Here is a 16,402-nt window from a genome sequence, read left to right on the forward strand (position 1 = left end):
ATATTCTATAAACTTGTAGAATACATCAGTCAGAGAAAACATTGCAAAATCTAGGTATTTGTTGGATTGAGACTGCTGACAACTATTTAGCGAGGTTAAACCCTGGAAAAACTTTACATGGGAAGGTACTAGATGAGTAAAGAAGTGAGTCACACTGACTTGTTAGAACTTGGATTGGAAAATTTATTTAGCGAGACAGTTTAAAAGAATAATTTATCTGTAGTCAATTTAAATCAGATGGATATAGATGGGATTGAATTAAAATTAACTACTAAAAATAAGAAAGATATTTTGATTATTGACGATACCGCAGATAATCTGCGGGTTTTATCTGCAATCTTAATTAGAGAAGGATATAACGTTCGCAAGGCATTAAATTGGCAAATGGCTTTAACTGCTTGCCAAACAGTTTTACCAGATTTAATTTTGCTGGATATTATGATGCCAGAAATCGACGGTTATGAAGTCTGTCGTCGTTTGAAGGATTGGGATAATACTGCGGATATTCCAGTTATATTTGTGAGTGCTTTGGATGATGTTTTTGATAAGGTTAAAGCTTTTCAAGCTGGAGGAGTGGATTACATCACAAAACCGTTTGAATTTGAAGAAGTTTTGATCAGAGTCCAAAATCAAATTGCTTTACGTGACACTCGTTTAGAAATTTTAAATTTGAATACAGAACTCGAACAACGAGTAAAAAAAAGAACTCAGGAATTGGAGGAAACTCTATCTAAACTCCAAATCGAAATGGCTTCTCGACGGGAATTACAAAGTAAGCTACTCGATATTGCTTTACATGATTCCCTGACTGGTTTGTCAAATCGTGTTTTATTTATTCGACAGTTAGAAAAATCCCTCAACCGTGCCAAACAAGATTGTAACTATCAGTTTGCCGTATTATTTTTAGATTGCGATCGCTTCAAAGTTGTCAATGACTCCCTGGGACATTTTGTTGGAGATGAATTATTGGTTGCGATCGCACGTCGCATTCAATTATCTTTGAGTCCTTTTGATACATTAGCAAGATTCGGTGGTGATGAATTTGCCATTCTCCTCGAAAATATTACGGGTATTGAAATGGCAGTCGATGTTGCCGAAAGGATTTTACAAAAACTATCACTAGCATTTAAATTATCCCGATATGAAGTATTTATGAATGCCAGCATCGGCATTAGTTGGGGTAGTTCCAGTTACGAAAAACCCGAATATTTACTTAGAGATGCTGACACAGCAATGTATCGTGCGAAGTCATTAGGAAGGGCAAGATATCATCTTTTCGATCCAGATATGCATAAACAAGCAATCGAACTTTTAGACTTAGAAAATGATTTACGTCGTGCTGTCGAACGTCAAGAATTTATAATTTATTATCAACCAATTGTTCGGCTTTCCACTGGTAAAATTGCTGGATTTGAAGCACTTGTTCGCTGGCAACATCCAACTCGTGGACTGATTCTACCAACCGATTTTATCCCAGCGGCGGAAGAAATGGGTTTAATTTATCCAATTAATACTTGGATATTTAAAACTGTATGCCAGCAACTTCATATTTGGCAACAGGATTGTCGATTTCCCACAAATATTACAATTAGCGTTAATCTTTCGGCAAGATTATTTTCTAATCATAATTTAATTTCAATTATTGATAATATTATCTATCAAACTGAAGTTAATCCTGCCAATATCGAATTAGAAATCACAGAAAGCGTGATTATGGAAAATAATGATACAGTGAAAAATATGCTTCAGCAATTAAAACAAAGAAACTTTAAACTAGTTATTGATGATTTTGGTACAGGTTATTCATCATTAAGCTATCTTCACAGTTTCCCATTAAATTCACTCAAAATTGATAAGTCTTTCGTTAAAATTATGCAAGAAAATCAAGAAAATATGGGACTTGTACCCGCTATGATTGGCATTTCTCACTCAATGGGTATGCAAGCGATCGCAGAAGGGATAGAAACCCCAGAACAACTTGCTCAACTCAGAAGTCTTAATTGTGACCTTGGTCAAGGGTATTTCTTCTCTAAACCTATTCAACACGAACTAATACCTCAATTTCTTTATACCGATTTTTGCTGGTGATAAGGTAAAATACTTGTATTCAGTAACTTGTCAAAGTTCAGTAAAATTTTTCTCAGATTGACACTAATTATTTAAAATTTATTAGACATGCATCAATTGTAATCTTACTGAAGAACAGGTCTTCACAAAAAAATGCTTTTAGAGCTAAACAATAACTACAAAGCGAATATTTTAGTTGTCGATGATACACCAGATAACCTGCGGCTTTTATCTGCAATGCTTAGAGAACAAGGGTATGAAGTTCGCAAAGCCTTAAACGGTAAAATGGCACTAACAGCCTGTCAAATGCTGATTCCGGATATAGTATTGTTAGACGTGAACATGCCCGGTATGGATGGGTATGAGGTTTGTAAGCAAATTAAGGCAAACGAACAAACCTGTGGAGTTCCAGTTATTTTTATCAGTGCTTTAGATGATGTTTTAGATAAAGTGAAAGCTTTTGATGTTGGTGGGGTTGATTATATCACCAAACCGTTTCATGGAGCAGAAGTCATACTGCGGATAGAAAATCAAATAAATTTACGATTATTACAACTTAAATTACAAGAAAAAAATGTTTTGTTGCAAAAAGCATTCGACGATTTGAAAACAGCCCAAGTTCAGCAAATTCAAAATGAAAAGATGATTGGATTAGGACAATTAGTTGCAGGAGTTGCTCACGAAATCAACAATCCGGTTAGTTTTATTTATGGAAATCTTCAATATGCGAATCAATACGTCCAGGATTTAGTAAATTTAATCGAGCTATATCAACAGGAATATCCAGAAGCAACACCTAAAGTTGAGGCAAAAGTTAAGGATATCGACCTCAAATTTGTGATGGATGACTTGCAAAACTTAACTAGTGCAATGTATCGCGGAGCCGATCGCATTCGCGAAATCGTCATCTCACTGCAAAACTTTTCGCGATTTGATGAAGCACAAATGAAGTCAGCTAATATTCATCAAGGCATTGATAACACATTATTAATGTTAGAACATCGCTTGAACTCAACAGCACATCGTCCAGCAATCACAATTGTCAAAGAGTATGGAAATTTGCCCTCTATTGATTGTTTTCCTGGTGAATTGAATCAAGTATTTATGCATATTTTAAATAATGCTATCGATGCCCTAGAAAAAGGAAATACAACATGGCAAATTAGTCAACATAATATTAAAAATAATTTAGTTAAAGATAATACTGAAGAAAATCTGGATAACCAAAAACCATACAATAAGCAGAGCTTAATGCCAAAAACATATGGCAACGGACAAACCGACTATCACAATCGCCAATCCCTAGAGGAAGAGAATCAGAATTACTCGTGGAATTCGCGATCGCTCATTTCCCATAGCCAAGACCTAATACCACAAATTCGGATTAATACGCAAGTCACAAATACAAACAGCGTAAAAATTATCATCTCAGATAACGGTACTGGTATTGACGACAGAGTGCGATCGCGTTTATTTGACCCATTTTTCACCACAAAACCAGTTGGCAAAGGAACTGGACTCGGTTTGTCAATTAGCCATCAAATAATCGTCCAGAAACATCGAGGCAGTCTAACTTGCCACTCAGCACCAGAACAAGGGGCAGAATTTATCATCGAAATCCCTATTCGGCAACCAGAATCTTAATTGGGCAGTGGGCAGTGGGCATTTATTAATCGCTATATATCACGCGAATCTTGCCATGAGGATACTTCCCGTAACAAAGCTTGCCTCTCTACATTAAAAAAAACACAACCAAAATCAAAAACAAAACTTTTTATTGCCAGACGGCTACAATTTTCTGTCACAAATAGCATAATAGAAATGTGACTGATTTGTTAAACCCTTTACTTTCACTTAAACAAGGACACTGGTTCAAGCTTATCTGTGGAGCCAGCTTCCAACATTTACCTGCGGTCAGAAGCCTAACACTAGCCTATACTTTGGCGGGGGCTGACTGCATAGATGTTGCTGCCGATCCATCTGTAATTGCATCAGCACAAGAAGCTTTGCAAGTTGCCTCATCTCTTATACCAGATTCTCGCAAACTTGGCTACGGTAAAAATGCCAAATTGCCTTATCTCATGGTAAGTCTGAACGACGGAGAAGACCCACACTTCCGTAAAGCCGAATTTAACCCAGCCTTATGCCCTCCAAACTGTACCCGTCCTTGTGAAAAAATCTGCCCAGCCCAAGCAATCGTTTTTAATCGTCAACAAGATAAATTCTCAGGTGTAACATCCGATAAATGTTATGGCTGTGGTCGTTGTATCCCCATATGTCCCTATGATATAATTTATACAAGTTCATATGTATCAACACCAGGAGCGATCGCACCATTGGTACTGTCAACCGGAGTGGATGCCATAGAAATTCATACCCAAGTTGGGCGTTTGCACGAGTTCAAGCGATTATGGCAAGCGATGGGTTCGCAGGTAGAGCAGCTAAAGCTAATTGCCATAAGTTGTCCGGATGGCGAAGGTTTGATTGATTATTTACATGCCCTATACGATTTAATTGCACCGCTTAATAGTGCATTAATTTGGCAAACCGATGGTCGCCCAATGAGCGGCGATATTGGTGATGGCACGACAGTTGCATCTGTCAAGCTAGGGCAAAAAGTTTTGGCAGCAAATCTTCCAGGTTATGTACAGCTGGCAGGAGGCACCAACAGTTACACCGTTACCAAATTAAAGGCAATGGGACTTCTCAATGATTTTGGATTAGAAAACCCCAATCCCAAATTCAAAATCCCAAATCCCAAATCCCAAATCTCTGGGGTTGCTTACGGTAGCTATGCCCGCGTACTGCTGTCATCCGTTCTCGATAAGTTAGAAGCTAAGGAGGTGAGTCACACTGACGCAAAAACAAGTGCAAAAACTACTGTCCGCTTAGAGGATGACAAAGAACTGCTTTGGCAAGCGGTTGATTTAGCTCATTCTCTCGTTTCCCAGATTAAATCACAGCAAGTAATTTAAGTCTTAATTAAGACTTAATTAAGACTTAATTAAGTTTTCATTCAATATTGCCCACTCGGATACATCGCTACATCGGCGGGTTAACGGGTGTGTAAGTGCCACAAACACTTTATTTTAAGGCTAGGAAAACCTACCTCAAAAAAAGTGCCCACCCACTTTCTCTAAAAAACGTCACCATAAAAAGCATGACGATTACAGACGATCTCCAAAAGTTGTTGAATATTTTGCCCCAAGACCTGCGGCAAGTTCTTGAGAATCACCCGCAACGAGATAGTTTAGTAGAAGTGGTCTTGGATTTAGGTCGCCTTCCAGAAGCCCGCTTTCATGAGGGAGCGGAATATCTGAGGGAAGTACCCATCACTCAAGCACAAATTGATGATTGCGTTCAGCGAGTGGGAATTTTTGGTGGAGATAATCGTGCGGGGATTGAACAAACCCTGCACCGAATCAGCGCCATCCGTAACCGTACTGGCAAGATAATTGGTTTAACCTGTCGTGTCGGTCGGGCGATTTATGGAACCATTGGCATGATTCGCGATTTAGTGGAAACTGGTAAATCGATTCTCATGTTGGGTCGCCCAGGTGTAGGTAAAACTACAGCCCTGCGCGAGATTGCCCGCGTTTTGGCAGATGACCTTAACAAGCGCGTGGTTATAATTGACTCCTCAAATGAAATTGCTGGTGATGGCGATGTACCTCATCCGGCAATCGGTAAAGCCAGGAGAATGCAAGTTTCCCATCCAAGCCAGCAACATCAAGTAATGATTGAAGCTGTGGAAAACCACATGCCGGAAGTTATCGTTATTGATGAAATTGGTACGGAACTCGAAGCTTTAGCGGCGCGTACCATTGCCGAGCGGGGAGTGCAGTTAGTCGGTACGGCACATGGCAACCAAATTGAGAACCTGATCAAAAACCCAACTTTATCGGATTTAGTGGGCGGCATTCAAGCTGTGACATTGGGAGACGATGAAGCGAGACGACGCGGCAGCCAGAAGACAGTGCTGGAAAGAAAAGCGCTACCGACTTTTGAGATTGCTGTGGAAATGCACGAACGTCAGCGCTGGGTGGTTCACGAAAGTGTTGCGGATACAGTTGATTCATTATTGCGGGGTCGCCAACCCAATCCGCAAACCCGAACCATTGATGAAGGTGGCAAAGTTGCGATCGCACGCCATCTAACTGCTGTTAATGGTAATGGTAACGGCAACGGTAACGGTCGCAATAATGGAACTATTGCCCATGCCGAAGATGCATTTGCTCCTGCCCGTCAAGGTCTTCATACACCTTTAAATGGCTGGCGTTCTTCGGGAAAAATGACAGCATTGCAGGCAGTCCCCAACGAACCAGTCAATTTATCAGGAAGTAGCGAATTTGATCGTTTACTGAATGAGGAATCATGGGGTGGGGAAAACGACTTCGGTTTTAGCGCTCGCGATCGCGAACCGGAGGTTCATCGCGTTACCCGTCCAGGACCTAATGGGGAAGATTTGCCTTTGCATATTTATCCCTACGGTGTGAGTCGTCATCAACTCGAACAGGTAGTCAACGTACTTAATTTGCCTATTGTCTTGACAAAAGACATCGATAATGCTGATACGATTTTAGCATTGCGATCGCATGTCAAAAACCACGCGAAGTTAAGACAATTGGCAAAGTCGAGGCATTTACCGTTGCACATGATTAAGTCGAGTACTATTCCCCAAATTACTCGCGGATTGCGGCGAATGCTCAACATGGACGACCCGGAATTTAACGATGAGCGGGAGTTACAATTGTTGATGCACAATGGCTCTGAGGATGAAATGGATGCCTTGGAGGAAGCACGGTTAGCGGTGGAACAGATTGTCATTCCCAAGGGGCAACCTGTAGAATTATTACCGCGATCGGCTCAAGTGCGAAAAATGCAACACGAATTAGTCGAGCATTATCGCTTAAAATCTGACAGTTTCGGTGATGAACCAAACCGGAGATTGCGGATTTATCCAGCGTAATCTGAATTGAATGTAGAGATGTAGCAGTGCTACGTCTCTACATCGTTCTGTTGGTAAATATATTTTTATTGGCAGCAATCAGTTAAGTAGTAGGCAAAATGTTGGGTTCCGACGCATTGAAGATTATTAATGAAATTTACAGTTTTTTGTGCGTCTTCACCCAACCTTGTATCTTAGAAGAATTTTACTTCAAGTTCGTGACTTCATAAAACTGGGTTTATCAAGAAACCGGGTTTCTCTTTAACTCAGTAAGACTATCTTCGATGCAACACCAATAAGAAACCTGGTTTCTCTCATCCTCGAACACTTGATGCAACGAAGAATTATTCAGGTTCTCGCGTTTAGGGAGAAATTGAGGCAGTGCTTTGCGAGGGTTCCCCTCGTTATAGCAACTGCCGGGGTTTCTGGATTATCCCAACAATTAGATATTTCGCATGGGAGAGAAACCCAATTTCCTGAGTTTTTCTGACTGCGATAAGCGGAGCTAAATGCCAAAAGCATATCGCTTGACTTTCAAGACAGTCGCTACGAACTAATTATCTGTTCCAATTGTTCCAGTATTTCTGATATGCTTTTGATAACTATGTTCCAACGTATAAATAGGCATTTAAGGATTCCTGGAACAGTCTATAATCGCAGATGGAACAACTATAAATTTATATTTGCTATTAGTTAATCGTGTTTAAGAGAGCATAAAGGCATCAAGTTCATTAATATTATGAATAATTTTGACATCTGAAACCTCATATGCTTCTGCCAAATCAATACTAGCCTGAAGCCTTAGCTCTACATTTTTACTTAAATCAAATGCTGCCTTTGTTAAATCGCCAAGCTTTTCATATTCAGCAATAATTCGCGACACTACTGCTTGGTAAGTTTGATCAATTGTAGTAAGACACTGATTGTAGTATTCTTCCATCCGATGTTTCAAGCCCTCAGTTTCCTTAGCAAAATGTTTCTTACTAAAATCTATAACCATACGACCAGCGATTGTCCCCAGAACAGCACCTAGAACCGGAATTGGAATTACAGCCTGTCCAAGAGCAGAAGCTAAACCGACTGCGGCTGATTCTATACAAACTAACTGACTCATCTCAGTAAATTGGTCAAAGGAAATTTCCCCCGAATTGAGACTTTTGACGAGACTGGCAATTGACTGACCTGCACTAACGAAAGAAGCAGCAAAGGGAGCTGAGAAGCTTGCATAATTAGTCAGAGCATAGATAATAGTAGCAGAAATTCCACCAACAGTTGCTCCCTTGGCAGTATCAATTCCCAACTCCTTCCAATCCTCAACGGTGTAATCTCCTAAAAAAGGATTCTTTCCCTGCTTGTACTTTTCATATAATTTGAAAGCTAACCGAATTCCACCACCGATGAGAGCGCCTTTAGCAGCTACCTGAGCCATATCTCCTAAATTAGGTTGTGCATCAGTTCGTATGTTTTCCTTAATCTGTTTGTTTTCTCCACTGAGTTCCTGCTCATGCTTATCTAATGTATCGTGAATCTTACCTTGCTGAACTTCGCTGTATTGGGAATTACTAGGTTTAACAACATCATCAAAGGACTTGCCAGAAAGCTTTTCAATTTCCTGTAGATTTTGCTGAATTTTATGTACTGTACGGTCAGTTAGCCCTTCTACAGACTCACCACTGAGAACTTTTTTGATTGTTTCATAGTAGTCTTTTGGGATGTGGTAGTAGGAGCCATCTCTGCCGAAGTTTTCATACTTTCTCATGTGTTTTAGCACATGATCCAGATTTTTATTAATGCCATTGATAAACTTGGACTGAACTTGAACACCATCAATTAAATAGTCTTCAGGTGCTGTTCGACCAACACCATCAAAAGTAGCACTTGGGCTTTGCTGTCGCAGATTGTCCCTGGCATTACGAATACCTACCTCAACTTGCTCGGCAATCTCGCCATGTTTGGTTTGATTATTACCTAAAATATGCTCTGGACTGCCAATAAAATCTCGGTCTTTATCAATCTGCTCAATTGCTTTTCTAAAAGCAGAATCTTGTCCTTCAAAAGCAGCTTTGAGATGTTCTGCATGGTAAAGATTTTCACCTGCTACCATCCCACCAATTATCTGGTTTGTCTGATGAATATTTTCTTTCATGAATACTCTTGGTTAACTTAATGTCTTGTTGAGCAGTTGGGAAAGTGCTTGAATATTGTTAATTAAAGTCGCCAATTCTATCTTGTGGTCATGGCTGAAGTCTAGATAATTATTAGTAGCTTCTTGTTTGAGAAAATTTAACCGTGTGTTAACGCCATCAGCGTGTCCCTGAGTTAGCTTCAATAATTTGGCTATTTCTTCCTTATCCGCTTTGAACTTAGTAGTTTTTGACTTAATATTGACTGTTTCCTGATTTGCCTTTTGAGCAATTTCTTCATTTTTGTGTCGTGCCCAAAGAGTACTGCCTACTAGAGTTGTACCGCCAATAGCCCAGCCAACTGGTCCAGCCATTGCTAGTAGAAAGTTACCTGCTGCCATGCCACCACCACCAGCAACAACAGCACCACCACCGAGCCACGCCAAAGCCGCATTTGTTGCTACTGCTCCTGAAAGGGCTGAAATAGCCGTTCCGGTTGAAGCAGTACCAAAGGTAGTAGCAATCGCCATCGCAGCAGTTGGTCCAAAAGCTGCAACACCAACACCTGCGGCTGTCCCGGCTCCTGCCATTGATCCGCTTATTTTGTCAGCTTTATCTGCCTCAAATTTAATTTGCTGGATTATTTGAGAAAACTTGGTAAACTCTACCTTAAATTCAGAAACTGACTTATCGAACTCTTTAGGTGAGTTGGCAAGGGTATTGATATATTGTTCGCAAGCTTGAATAATTTGTTCAGCAGTTGCTTTGCGTTTTTCATATAGTGCTACTGCTTTTTCGGTGACATCTGCTGCTGTCGCTTGATATTCTTTATCAGCAGCTTCCAACTTTGCGATAGCTTCTTTCTTAAGGTTGCCGTTGAACATGATTTACTAACCAGATTTTTTAATTAATTCCTAACTTGGCTCTAGCCCTGAAAAATTATCCTTTTTTATTTAATTTTTATAGGACATAACACACTTTAACCTTTGAAATATAAGGTTGACACATCGAGAATTTACTGAAATTAATTGTGAAGAAAACGTTAATCAAAAATATTTTTATTTATGTGATTGTAATTAACGCTTGTTTTCATTGCGCTAAAAGGAGTATGGATATGGAAGAAAATATTACAGTCGAAGAAGCAATTGAATTATTATTTAACCGGGAATCTATACAAGCAGCAATCCGCGCAGAAGAAGAAGCTGACTGCGATGTTAGTGCAGGAATGGATTGGGGTAATAATAAGGCATTTGTTGCCTTTATGAAAAATCCCGCGCTATTGCACAGAATGACAGTACTACGTGTATCCCTCAACCAAGAAATTCGTCAGATGTTACAGGGGTGGAATTTGGGAGTAGGGGAAGAGAAAGCGATGTCTGACGACAAGCCTTACGGCTACGCAACTGCACGTACATGTTTATTTTCGCGACTGCAATTACCACAACAACAGGCTATTCCTGCATTAGAAACTATATTAATGCGTGATGACTTGTACTCAGAAGAATTTATTAGCGATCGCAAAGTATTACAGGAATTATTGAGTTTGCTGTGCGATCGCAAAGATTGGGAGGAAATTGCCACTGTTGCAGGAAATACAGTGCGGGAAGGTATTCTAATAAATGTTGGCACATCTCAGTTTCAAGATGGGTGACAAAATAAAGCCTCTTATTAAAATAGTGATATCGGGTTCGGGGTAAATTAAAATGCAATTAAATGAAAAATTAGAAAAACTCAAAGTGCTATTTACAGACATGGAACAGGCATTAATTGCCTATTCTGGGGGTGTTGATAGTACTTTGGTGGCGAAAATTGCTTATGATGTCTTGGGTGAAAAAGCTTTAGCTGTTACTGCAATGTCCCCTTCACTGCTACCAGAAGAACTGGAAGATGCCGAAATTCAAGCTGCGACGATGGGGATTCGACATCAAATAGTCGAAACCAACGAGATGGAAAATCCTAACTACACATCAAACCCCGTCAATCGTTGCTATTTCTGCAAAAGCGAATTACATGACACTTTAAAACCTTTAGCGAAAAAATTGGGTTATCCCTTCGTAGTTGATGGGGTAAACGCAGACGACTTACAAGATTATCGTCCAGGAATCCAAGCAGCAAGAGAACGAGGTGCAATTTCTCCCCTTGCAGAAGTTGGGATAAGTAAACTCGAAGTGCGTCAACTTTCCCAGCAACTCGATTTACCTTGGTGGAATAAACCCGCACAACCTTGTTTGAGTTCTCGCTTTCCCTATGGAGAAGAAATAACTGTTGCGAAATTGCAACGGGTAGGAAGGGCAGAAATTTATTTGCGAAAATTAGGTTGGGAAAATTTGCGAGTGCGATCGCATGAAGATACAGCTAGGATTGAGTTAGCACCAGAAAATATCAAAGATTTTGTCGCTAACACAGATTTAACAAAAATTGTTTCGGCTTTTCAAGAGCTAGGATTTATGTTTGTAACCCTCGATTTAGAAGGTTATCGTAGCGGTAAGTTAAATCAAGTTTTAGAAGAAAGAATTAAGAATTAGGAGTTAGGAGTCTGCTTGGGGATAATGTTTGCAATATAAGCGATTTTATGATAACAAAACCCGTCGCGCACCAGATGTAATGGTGGTTTTTGGCAGATCAAAAGGGGATAGGGGTTCTTACTTGCAATGGAAAGAAGAAAATATTATTCCCCAAGTTGTATTTGAAATTCTTTCTCCTGGAAATACCCACCGAGAAATGATTGCTAAGTACAACTTCTATCAACGCTATGGCGTGGAAGAATATTATTTATATGACCCAGAAACAGGAGAATTAACGGGTTGGTTACGTCGAGAAAATGAACTGCAAGAAATTGCTGAAATTATTGGTTCAGTGAGTCCACGTTTGGGTGTACGATTTGAGACATCTAATGGTAAGTTACAGATTTTTCGTCCTGATGGACAGCAATTTTTGACCTATTTGGAATTAGATCGACTCCGAGAACAGGAACGGGAACGTGCTGAACGGAAACGAGAACGGGCTGAACAAGCAGAAAGCCAACTACAAGCATTACGTGCTTTACTCGAATCCAAGGGTATTAATCCAGAGGAACTTTAGGTTAATTTATATCAGCAACAATTTCACCCTTCCTGTTAATCTCCACAGCAGTTTTCGGAAAATCTTTCTCCATCAAATCACGCAAAAGTCCCACAGTCCGAAAACGCTGATCGATATGAGGAATTCCCTGTTTATCCATACGAACAGGAACAATCTTACCTGCGACTAATTTCCCAGTCTGATTCAACTTAACCTCCAAAATCATCGAATAACCCGTTTCCGCAGTTGTCGATAAAGTTCGATATCCCAAAAAATTCCCCAAAGAATATGCGATCAACTTATCCTTATATATTTCCATAGCACGGGGTACATGTGGTCCATGTCCCAAAACCAAATCTGCACCAGCATCAATCATTGTGCGAGCGAATTGTACCGAATTACCGCGATTTTCCCCATAAAAATATTCCGTCTGATTTGGAGTTCGCAACGCACTTGTTCCTTCTGCACCAGAATGCATTGACACAATCACAACATCGGCTTTTTTTTGTGCTTCGATAATGAGATTTTTTGCTGCTTCTAAATCGTGAATCGAATTGTAATACTCGTAAGGTGCAAAGCCAACCATCGCAACTTTAACATTATTGGCTTGCAGCAATAATATTTGATTTTTCCGACCAACTGTATCAATTCCGACCTGTGCTAAATTATTCCCAGTATCCCGAAAACCAATTAAACCAAAGTCTTTTGCGTGATTATTCGCAACATTAAACACGTTAAAACCAACATCTGCAAACAGTTTTGCATATCCAGGTGGCGATCGAAACGCAAATGTTTGCCCTTTATTGATATCTTTAGTACTGTAGGGATGATTTGTTAAAGAACTTTCAAAATTACCAAATAAAATATCTGCACCTTGCAAATATGCCCTGACAGACTTAGGAATTAGCTGATTTGGATGATTCGGTAATCTGTTGTTTGGGTAATTAGTACCGGGAATCACATCCCCGACTGCTTGGATTGTAATTAAATCGGGAAAAATTTGTTCCTCAGTCGCAGGAGGCAATATAGGTAAAGACTCAGATGGCTTTGGTGGTTTATCTGATGCCTGTATTTTCCCCATCCGAATCGCTGTACCAATCCCAACACCGATAACTAGACAGCTAGTAATAAAAGTAAACGAAATAAATTTACCCATCCATCGATTGACCATTATATTTGCACTCCCGATACCACGAACATAGTGTAGCTTATGAAGTTTAATATACACAGATATCTTGAATTCGATTGTTAATCTTTTTAAGAGAATAAGCTAAACCACATCTAAATTGCATAACTTAAAAACGTATAATTCTTGTAGTGCAGGCATTTTGCCCGCGTCTTATGTGCAAATTAAATGTGGAACATCTTAGTGATATTTGATACTTTAATATTCGCGACATCTCTCCGCCATTAGGAAACACCAAGAAATAAATTCTCTACAACAATTGTAGGGGTTGGGTCTCCCCACCCTTCGCATGATAGTGTTGGTAAGTATACGATTTGAACATTTTATTTTCTGGAAGTCCCTAATCGATTGGCATCCTGGAATAGAGTCTTTTTTTGATTTTTTTTGAAGATTATTTTTTTGGAAGTCCCTAAGTGTTTAAGGATTTTATTTTCTGAAAGTCACTTAAGCTCTGCTTGTCCCGTGTAATATCCTACTTTGTAAGCCTTGAGATATCACAATTCAAAATAGTAGATAGATTGACCCTAACCAAGTTATACCATTTTAATATGAAGATGCATAAAATAACCCCACCGCCTGTGGCACCTCCCCTACCCTTCGGGAACGCGAAGTGCGTAAGGTAAGGGGAGGTTGGAGGAATCGAATGTGCAGCTTCACAAGTAATTGGTATTAGATATTTCAGGTTAGAGAATTGTATGAATATTTCAATCAACGGAGAGGGGGGGATTCGAACCCCCGTTGGCTTGCACCAAAACGCATTTCGAGTGCGTCACCATCAACCACTCGGACACCTCTCCTAATTTTTACTATTCCCTGCGCTTCCTTTCGCGCTTCACAAAATAAGCATAACATTATATCACGACTTTTTCTATACTCCAAGTAAAAATTCTCCTAGATTAACTTGTCACTCTTTTGGAGACACAGGTTTACCAATTGGACTGCGTAAACCTGTTTACAAACAACTCTCAGTTTTGGGATTTTACCCCTCACCTTTAAGTAACCCCAATAGGTTTAGTTAGCCAATAATTTTGTACAACTACTTGCCGACCCCTAACTTTTTAACTTTTACTTTGGTCATCTGGTGCGATCGCGATTTGCTCGGTTAACCATTTAATCAAAAGCGATCGTGATAAATGACTCATATTTGTGTTGGCACTGTCGCAAGCTTGCTTTAGTCGTTCGCGCTCGGATTCCAATAGAAATATACGAACTGCTACCGCATCAGGGTTGTACCGGGTTATTGGTTCTAGTTCGCTTGTGTCGTTGTTGTCGTATGCAACGGTTGTGTTTGTTAATTCGTTGCATACGGTAGAGGTAGCGTTACTCTTTATGTTTTGGCTTGCGTTGGTTGTAAGTTCTGCTTTTTTAGGCTTTCTAAGTAACCTTGTGTTATTAAATAATCTCTTAAAACACTAACAATTAGTGCGCTTACAGTTTGTTCCCTATCTCCACTACAAGCCTCTAGAGCGTCTTTAATATCAGTGCTGCATTGAAAAGTAACTCTGGTTTTACTATTACTCATAATTCTCTATATAGCTACAACTACTAATATATAAAGGTTTTTAACATTTTTCATACAAAATTATAATATTCTCCGAGAAAGGTATGAATAAGTTATGAAAAAAGTTGACAGAATTCATAACTAGTTGCTACCTTATAGAAGTCAGCCAAAAACTGGCAACGACAACGCCAAAAGCTGGAAACGACAGAACCAAAATAAACCAGCTACATTAACCAGGTAATTCTACTAAAAGTATCTGAAAAATACGCCGAAAGTCTTACATAGTGAGGTTTTGTAACGCCCAAAGGTTGCAGTGATGTTTCTAGGTATAGCACAAGCTCTAACGAGTGGGTAAAGAAGCTAGACCATCGTAATAATAATGCTTTCGGCGTTTGGGACGGATACTCCCTACGTCAAAATTAGGATTAACAAACAAAATGGTACAAATAATCGACACTACCAATAATTGCCAAAAAGTGGCTAGCCAAATGCTAGTTTCTGGCAAAGACTTAGGTGCTGGATTCGGAAAAGGTCTTTATGGGGATAAATTGATAATTCTCCCTAGTGCCTACCTCCGAGTGACCGACCGCAATATGAAACAGCATGAAACAATCAGCAAAGATGGCTGTTGGGTGCGATATGTGGAAGGCGATCGCAAAGACTTAAATGATATGCAGTGGTTTTGGGGGATGTCGGCAATCAATAAAGACCCCAAGAATTACATCAAACTCCACGAGGATACCAAGTCAAAAGCCTTGTACGCATTGGAGTCTATCCTTGCTGACTTAGCAGTGTTAGACATTCCGACCAATACTGAGGTAATTCTAAGCGTTTCTTCCCATAACCCTGATAAATGGTCTGGCGACATTCGCAGAAACATTGAAGGAACTCACACAATCGAGCATCTACGCAACGATGTAAGCCGAACTAAGGTACAAAAAAATTTCACTATCACTCTTAATGATGTCTACCCAGAAGGATTTGGAGCCATTGCTTACTGTTTGTTTGGCGGTGATGGTGCAGCATCCTTAGAACTATCTGAAAGTGAGGTTGCTATCGGTCTAGACTTTGGGACATCAACCGTTATAGTGACTGTATTTGATGGTACTGGTGCGGTTATCGATAGGAACTTGATTGAGGGTGGTAGCGGTGAACTTTACCAGGCGATCGCATCTACTTTAGATAAGTCAAATTTGGCATCCAACCGAATGATGCGAGATACCCAACACGATGTAAGTCTTATTCGCAAAGGTGTTGAGAGTTTTAGTGAAAAAGGTAAGTTTATTCATGGGAATAGTTCCTTGGTTGGTAAGCCATTCACTGACGAATATTGGGAATGCTTCAAAACTTGGTTAGATTCCAAGATTCCAAAGATAGCCAATTTTGCTAGTGGTAATGGGTACTTAGACCGCGCTAAATACCTCGCTTGTTGGGGTGGTGCTAGGCTGTTGACTTTGTGCCTTTTTAGGCTATTTTGGTTCATACAGTTTCTGTGTCGTCCACTAAATCAGAAAATA

Annotated in this window: 12 protein-coding genes and 1 tRNA gene; 8 read left to right on the forward strand and 5 right to left on the reverse strand. The window is 39.8% G+C overall.

All coding sequences use genetic code 11. The annotated features are described in order from the left end of the window. The first annotated feature begins 237 nt into the window (after nucleotides 1-237). The 4 genes from CK510_RS12085 to CK510_RS12100 all read left to right on the forward strand — a co-directional run bounded on the left by CK510_RS12085 (nucleotide 238) and on the right by CK510_RS12100 (nucleotide 7,036). The gene (locus CK510_RS12085; protein WP_095721943.1) at nucleotides 238-2,088 is read left to right on the forward strand and encodes a two-component system response regulator; all 1,851 of its coding nucleotides are present in this window, start codon (nucleotides 238-240) and stop codon (nucleotides 2,086-2,088) included. Nucleotides 2,089-2,220: 132 nt separating this feature from the next. Further along, a complete protein-coding gene (locus CK510_RS12090; protein WP_095721944.1) occupies nucleotides 2,221-3,711 on the forward strand; it encodes a hybrid sensor histidine kinase/response regulator in 1,491 nt (496 codons plus the stop codon). Nucleotides 3,712-3,890: 179 nt separating this feature from the next. Beyond that, nucleotides 3,891-5,042: a circadian clock protein LdpA gene (ldpA, locus tag CK510_RS12095; protein WP_095721945.1), complete on the forward strand. Its 1,152-nt coding sequence runs from the start codon at nucleotides 3,891-3,893 to the stop codon at nucleotides 5,040-5,042. Nucleotides 5,043-5,227: 185 nt separating this feature from the next. Continuing rightward, nucleotides 5,228-7,036, forward strand: coding sequence for a R3H domain-containing nucleic acid-binding protein (locus tag CK510_RS12100; protein WP_095721946.1), 1,809 nt, complete (start codon nucleotides 5,228-5,230; stop codon nucleotides 7,034-7,036). A 682-nt stretch (nucleotides 7,037-7,718) separates the two neighbouring features. Here the strand turns inward: CK510_RS12100 and CK510_RS12105 are convergent. Together CK510_RS12105 and CK510_RS12110 are read right to left on the reverse strand one after the other, a co-directional pair. Continuing rightward, on the reverse strand, nucleotides 7,719-9,161 hold the full coding sequence (locus CK510_RS12105) for a hypothetical protein (protein WP_095721947.1): 1,443 nt from the start codon (nucleotides 9,159-9,161) through the stop codon (nucleotides 7,719-7,721). A gap of 12 nt (nucleotides 9,162-9,173) precedes the next feature. Beyond that, complete coding sequence (locus CK510_RS12110; RefSeq protein WP_095721948.1) at nucleotides 9,174-10,022, reverse strand: hypothetical protein; 849 nt, start codon at nucleotides 10,020-10,022, stop codon at nucleotides 9,174-9,176. A 230-nt stretch (nucleotides 10,023-10,252) separates the two neighbouring features. On the opposite strand from CK510_RS12110, the gene CK510_RS12115 reads away from it, so the two are divergent. Genes CK510_RS12115 through CK510_RS12125 form a run of 3 tightly spaced genes read left to right on the forward strand, consistent with a single transcriptional unit; the run spans nucleotide 10,253 to nucleotide 12,219 of the window. After that, nucleotides 10,253-10,789, forward strand: coding sequence for a hypothetical protein (locus CK510_RS12115; protein WP_095721953.1), 537 nt, complete (start codon nucleotides 10,253-10,255; stop codon nucleotides 10,787-10,789). Between the two features lie 52 nt (nucleotides 10,790-10,841). Next, a complete protein-coding gene (gene larE / locus CK510_RS12120) occupies nucleotides 10,842-11,663 on the forward strand; it encodes an ATP-dependent sacrificial sulfur transferase LarE (protein WP_095721949.1) in 822 nt (273 codons plus the stop codon). Nucleotides 11,664-11,691: 28 nt separating this feature from the next. Further along, nucleotides 11,692-12,219, forward strand: a complete 528-nt coding sequence (locus tag CK510_RS12125) for a Uma2 family endonuclease (protein WP_342745953.1) — start codon at nucleotides 11,692-11,694, stop codon at nucleotides 12,217-12,219. Between the two features lies 1 nt (nucleotide 12,220). On the opposite strand, the gene CK510_RS12130 is transcribed toward CK510_RS12125, so the two are convergent. The 3 genes from CK510_RS12130 to CK510_RS31715 form a co-directional block, all read right to left on the reverse strand. Continuing rightward, the gene (locus tag CK510_RS12130) at nucleotides 12,221-13,369 is read right to left on the reverse strand and encodes a CapA family protein (RefSeq protein WP_095721950.1); all 1,149 of its coding nucleotides are present in this window, start codon (nucleotides 13,367-13,369) and stop codon (nucleotides 12,221-12,223) included. Nucleotides 13,370-14,096: 727 nt separating this feature from the next. After that, nucleotides 14,097-14,181 (reverse strand) — tRNA-Ser (locus tag CK510_RS12135). Between the two features lie 261 nt (nucleotides 14,182-14,442). Continuing rightward, nucleotides 14,443-14,580 (reverse strand): hypothetical protein, encoded by a 138-nt coding sequence (locus CK510_RS31715; protein ID WP_158224892.1) that lies wholly within the window; start codon nucleotides 14,578-14,580, stop codon nucleotides 14,443-14,445. Nucleotides 14,581-15,322: 742 nt separating this feature from the next. On the opposite strand from CK510_RS31715, the gene CK510_RS12145 reads away from it, so the two are divergent. Continuing rightward, a partial coding sequence (locus CK510_RS12145) for a ParM/StbA family protein (RefSeq protein ID WP_095721952.1) occupies nucleotides 15,323-16,402 on the forward strand: 1,080 nt, incomplete at its 3' end.

Source organism: Brunnivagina elsteri CCALA 953 (genome assembly GCF_002289455.1).
Classification (GTDB): Bacteria; Cyanobacteriota; Cyanobacteriia; order Cyanobacteriales; family Nostocaceae; genus Brunnivagina; species Brunnivagina elsteri.

Excerpts from the sequence above, each read along its gene's own strand:
- CK510_RS12085 (WP_095721943.1), top strand. The coding sequence starts at position 238 with ATGGATATAGATGGGATTGAATTAAAATTAACTACTAAAAATAAGAAA.
- CK510_RS12090 (WP_095721944.1), top strand. The coding sequence starts at position 2,221 with ATGCTTTTAGAGCTAAACAATAACTACAAAGCGAATATTTTAGTTGTC.
- CK510_RS12100 (WP_095721946.1), top strand. The coding sequence starts at position 5,228 with ATGACGATTACAGACGATCTCCAAAAGTTGTTGAATATTTTGCCCCAA.
- CK510_RS12105 (WP_095721947.1), bottom strand. The coding sequence starts at position 9,161 with ATGAAAGAAAATATTCATCAGACAAACCAGATAATTGGTGGGATGGTA.
- CK510_RS12110 (WP_095721948.1), bottom strand. The coding sequence starts at position 10,022 with ATGTTCAACGGCAACCTTAAGAAAGAAGCTATCGCAAAGTTGGAAGCT.
- CK510_RS12115 (WP_095721953.1), top strand. The coding sequence starts at position 10,253 with ATGGAAGAAAATATTACAGTCGAAGAAGCAATTGAATTATTATTTAAC.
- larE (WP_095721949.1), top strand. The coding sequence starts at position 10,842 with ATGCAATTAAATGAAAAATTAGAAAAACTCAAAGTGCTATTTACAGAC.
- CK510_RS12130 (WP_095721950.1), bottom strand. The coding sequence starts at position 13,369 with ATGGTCAATCGATGGATGGGTAAATTTATTTCGTTTACTTTTATTACT.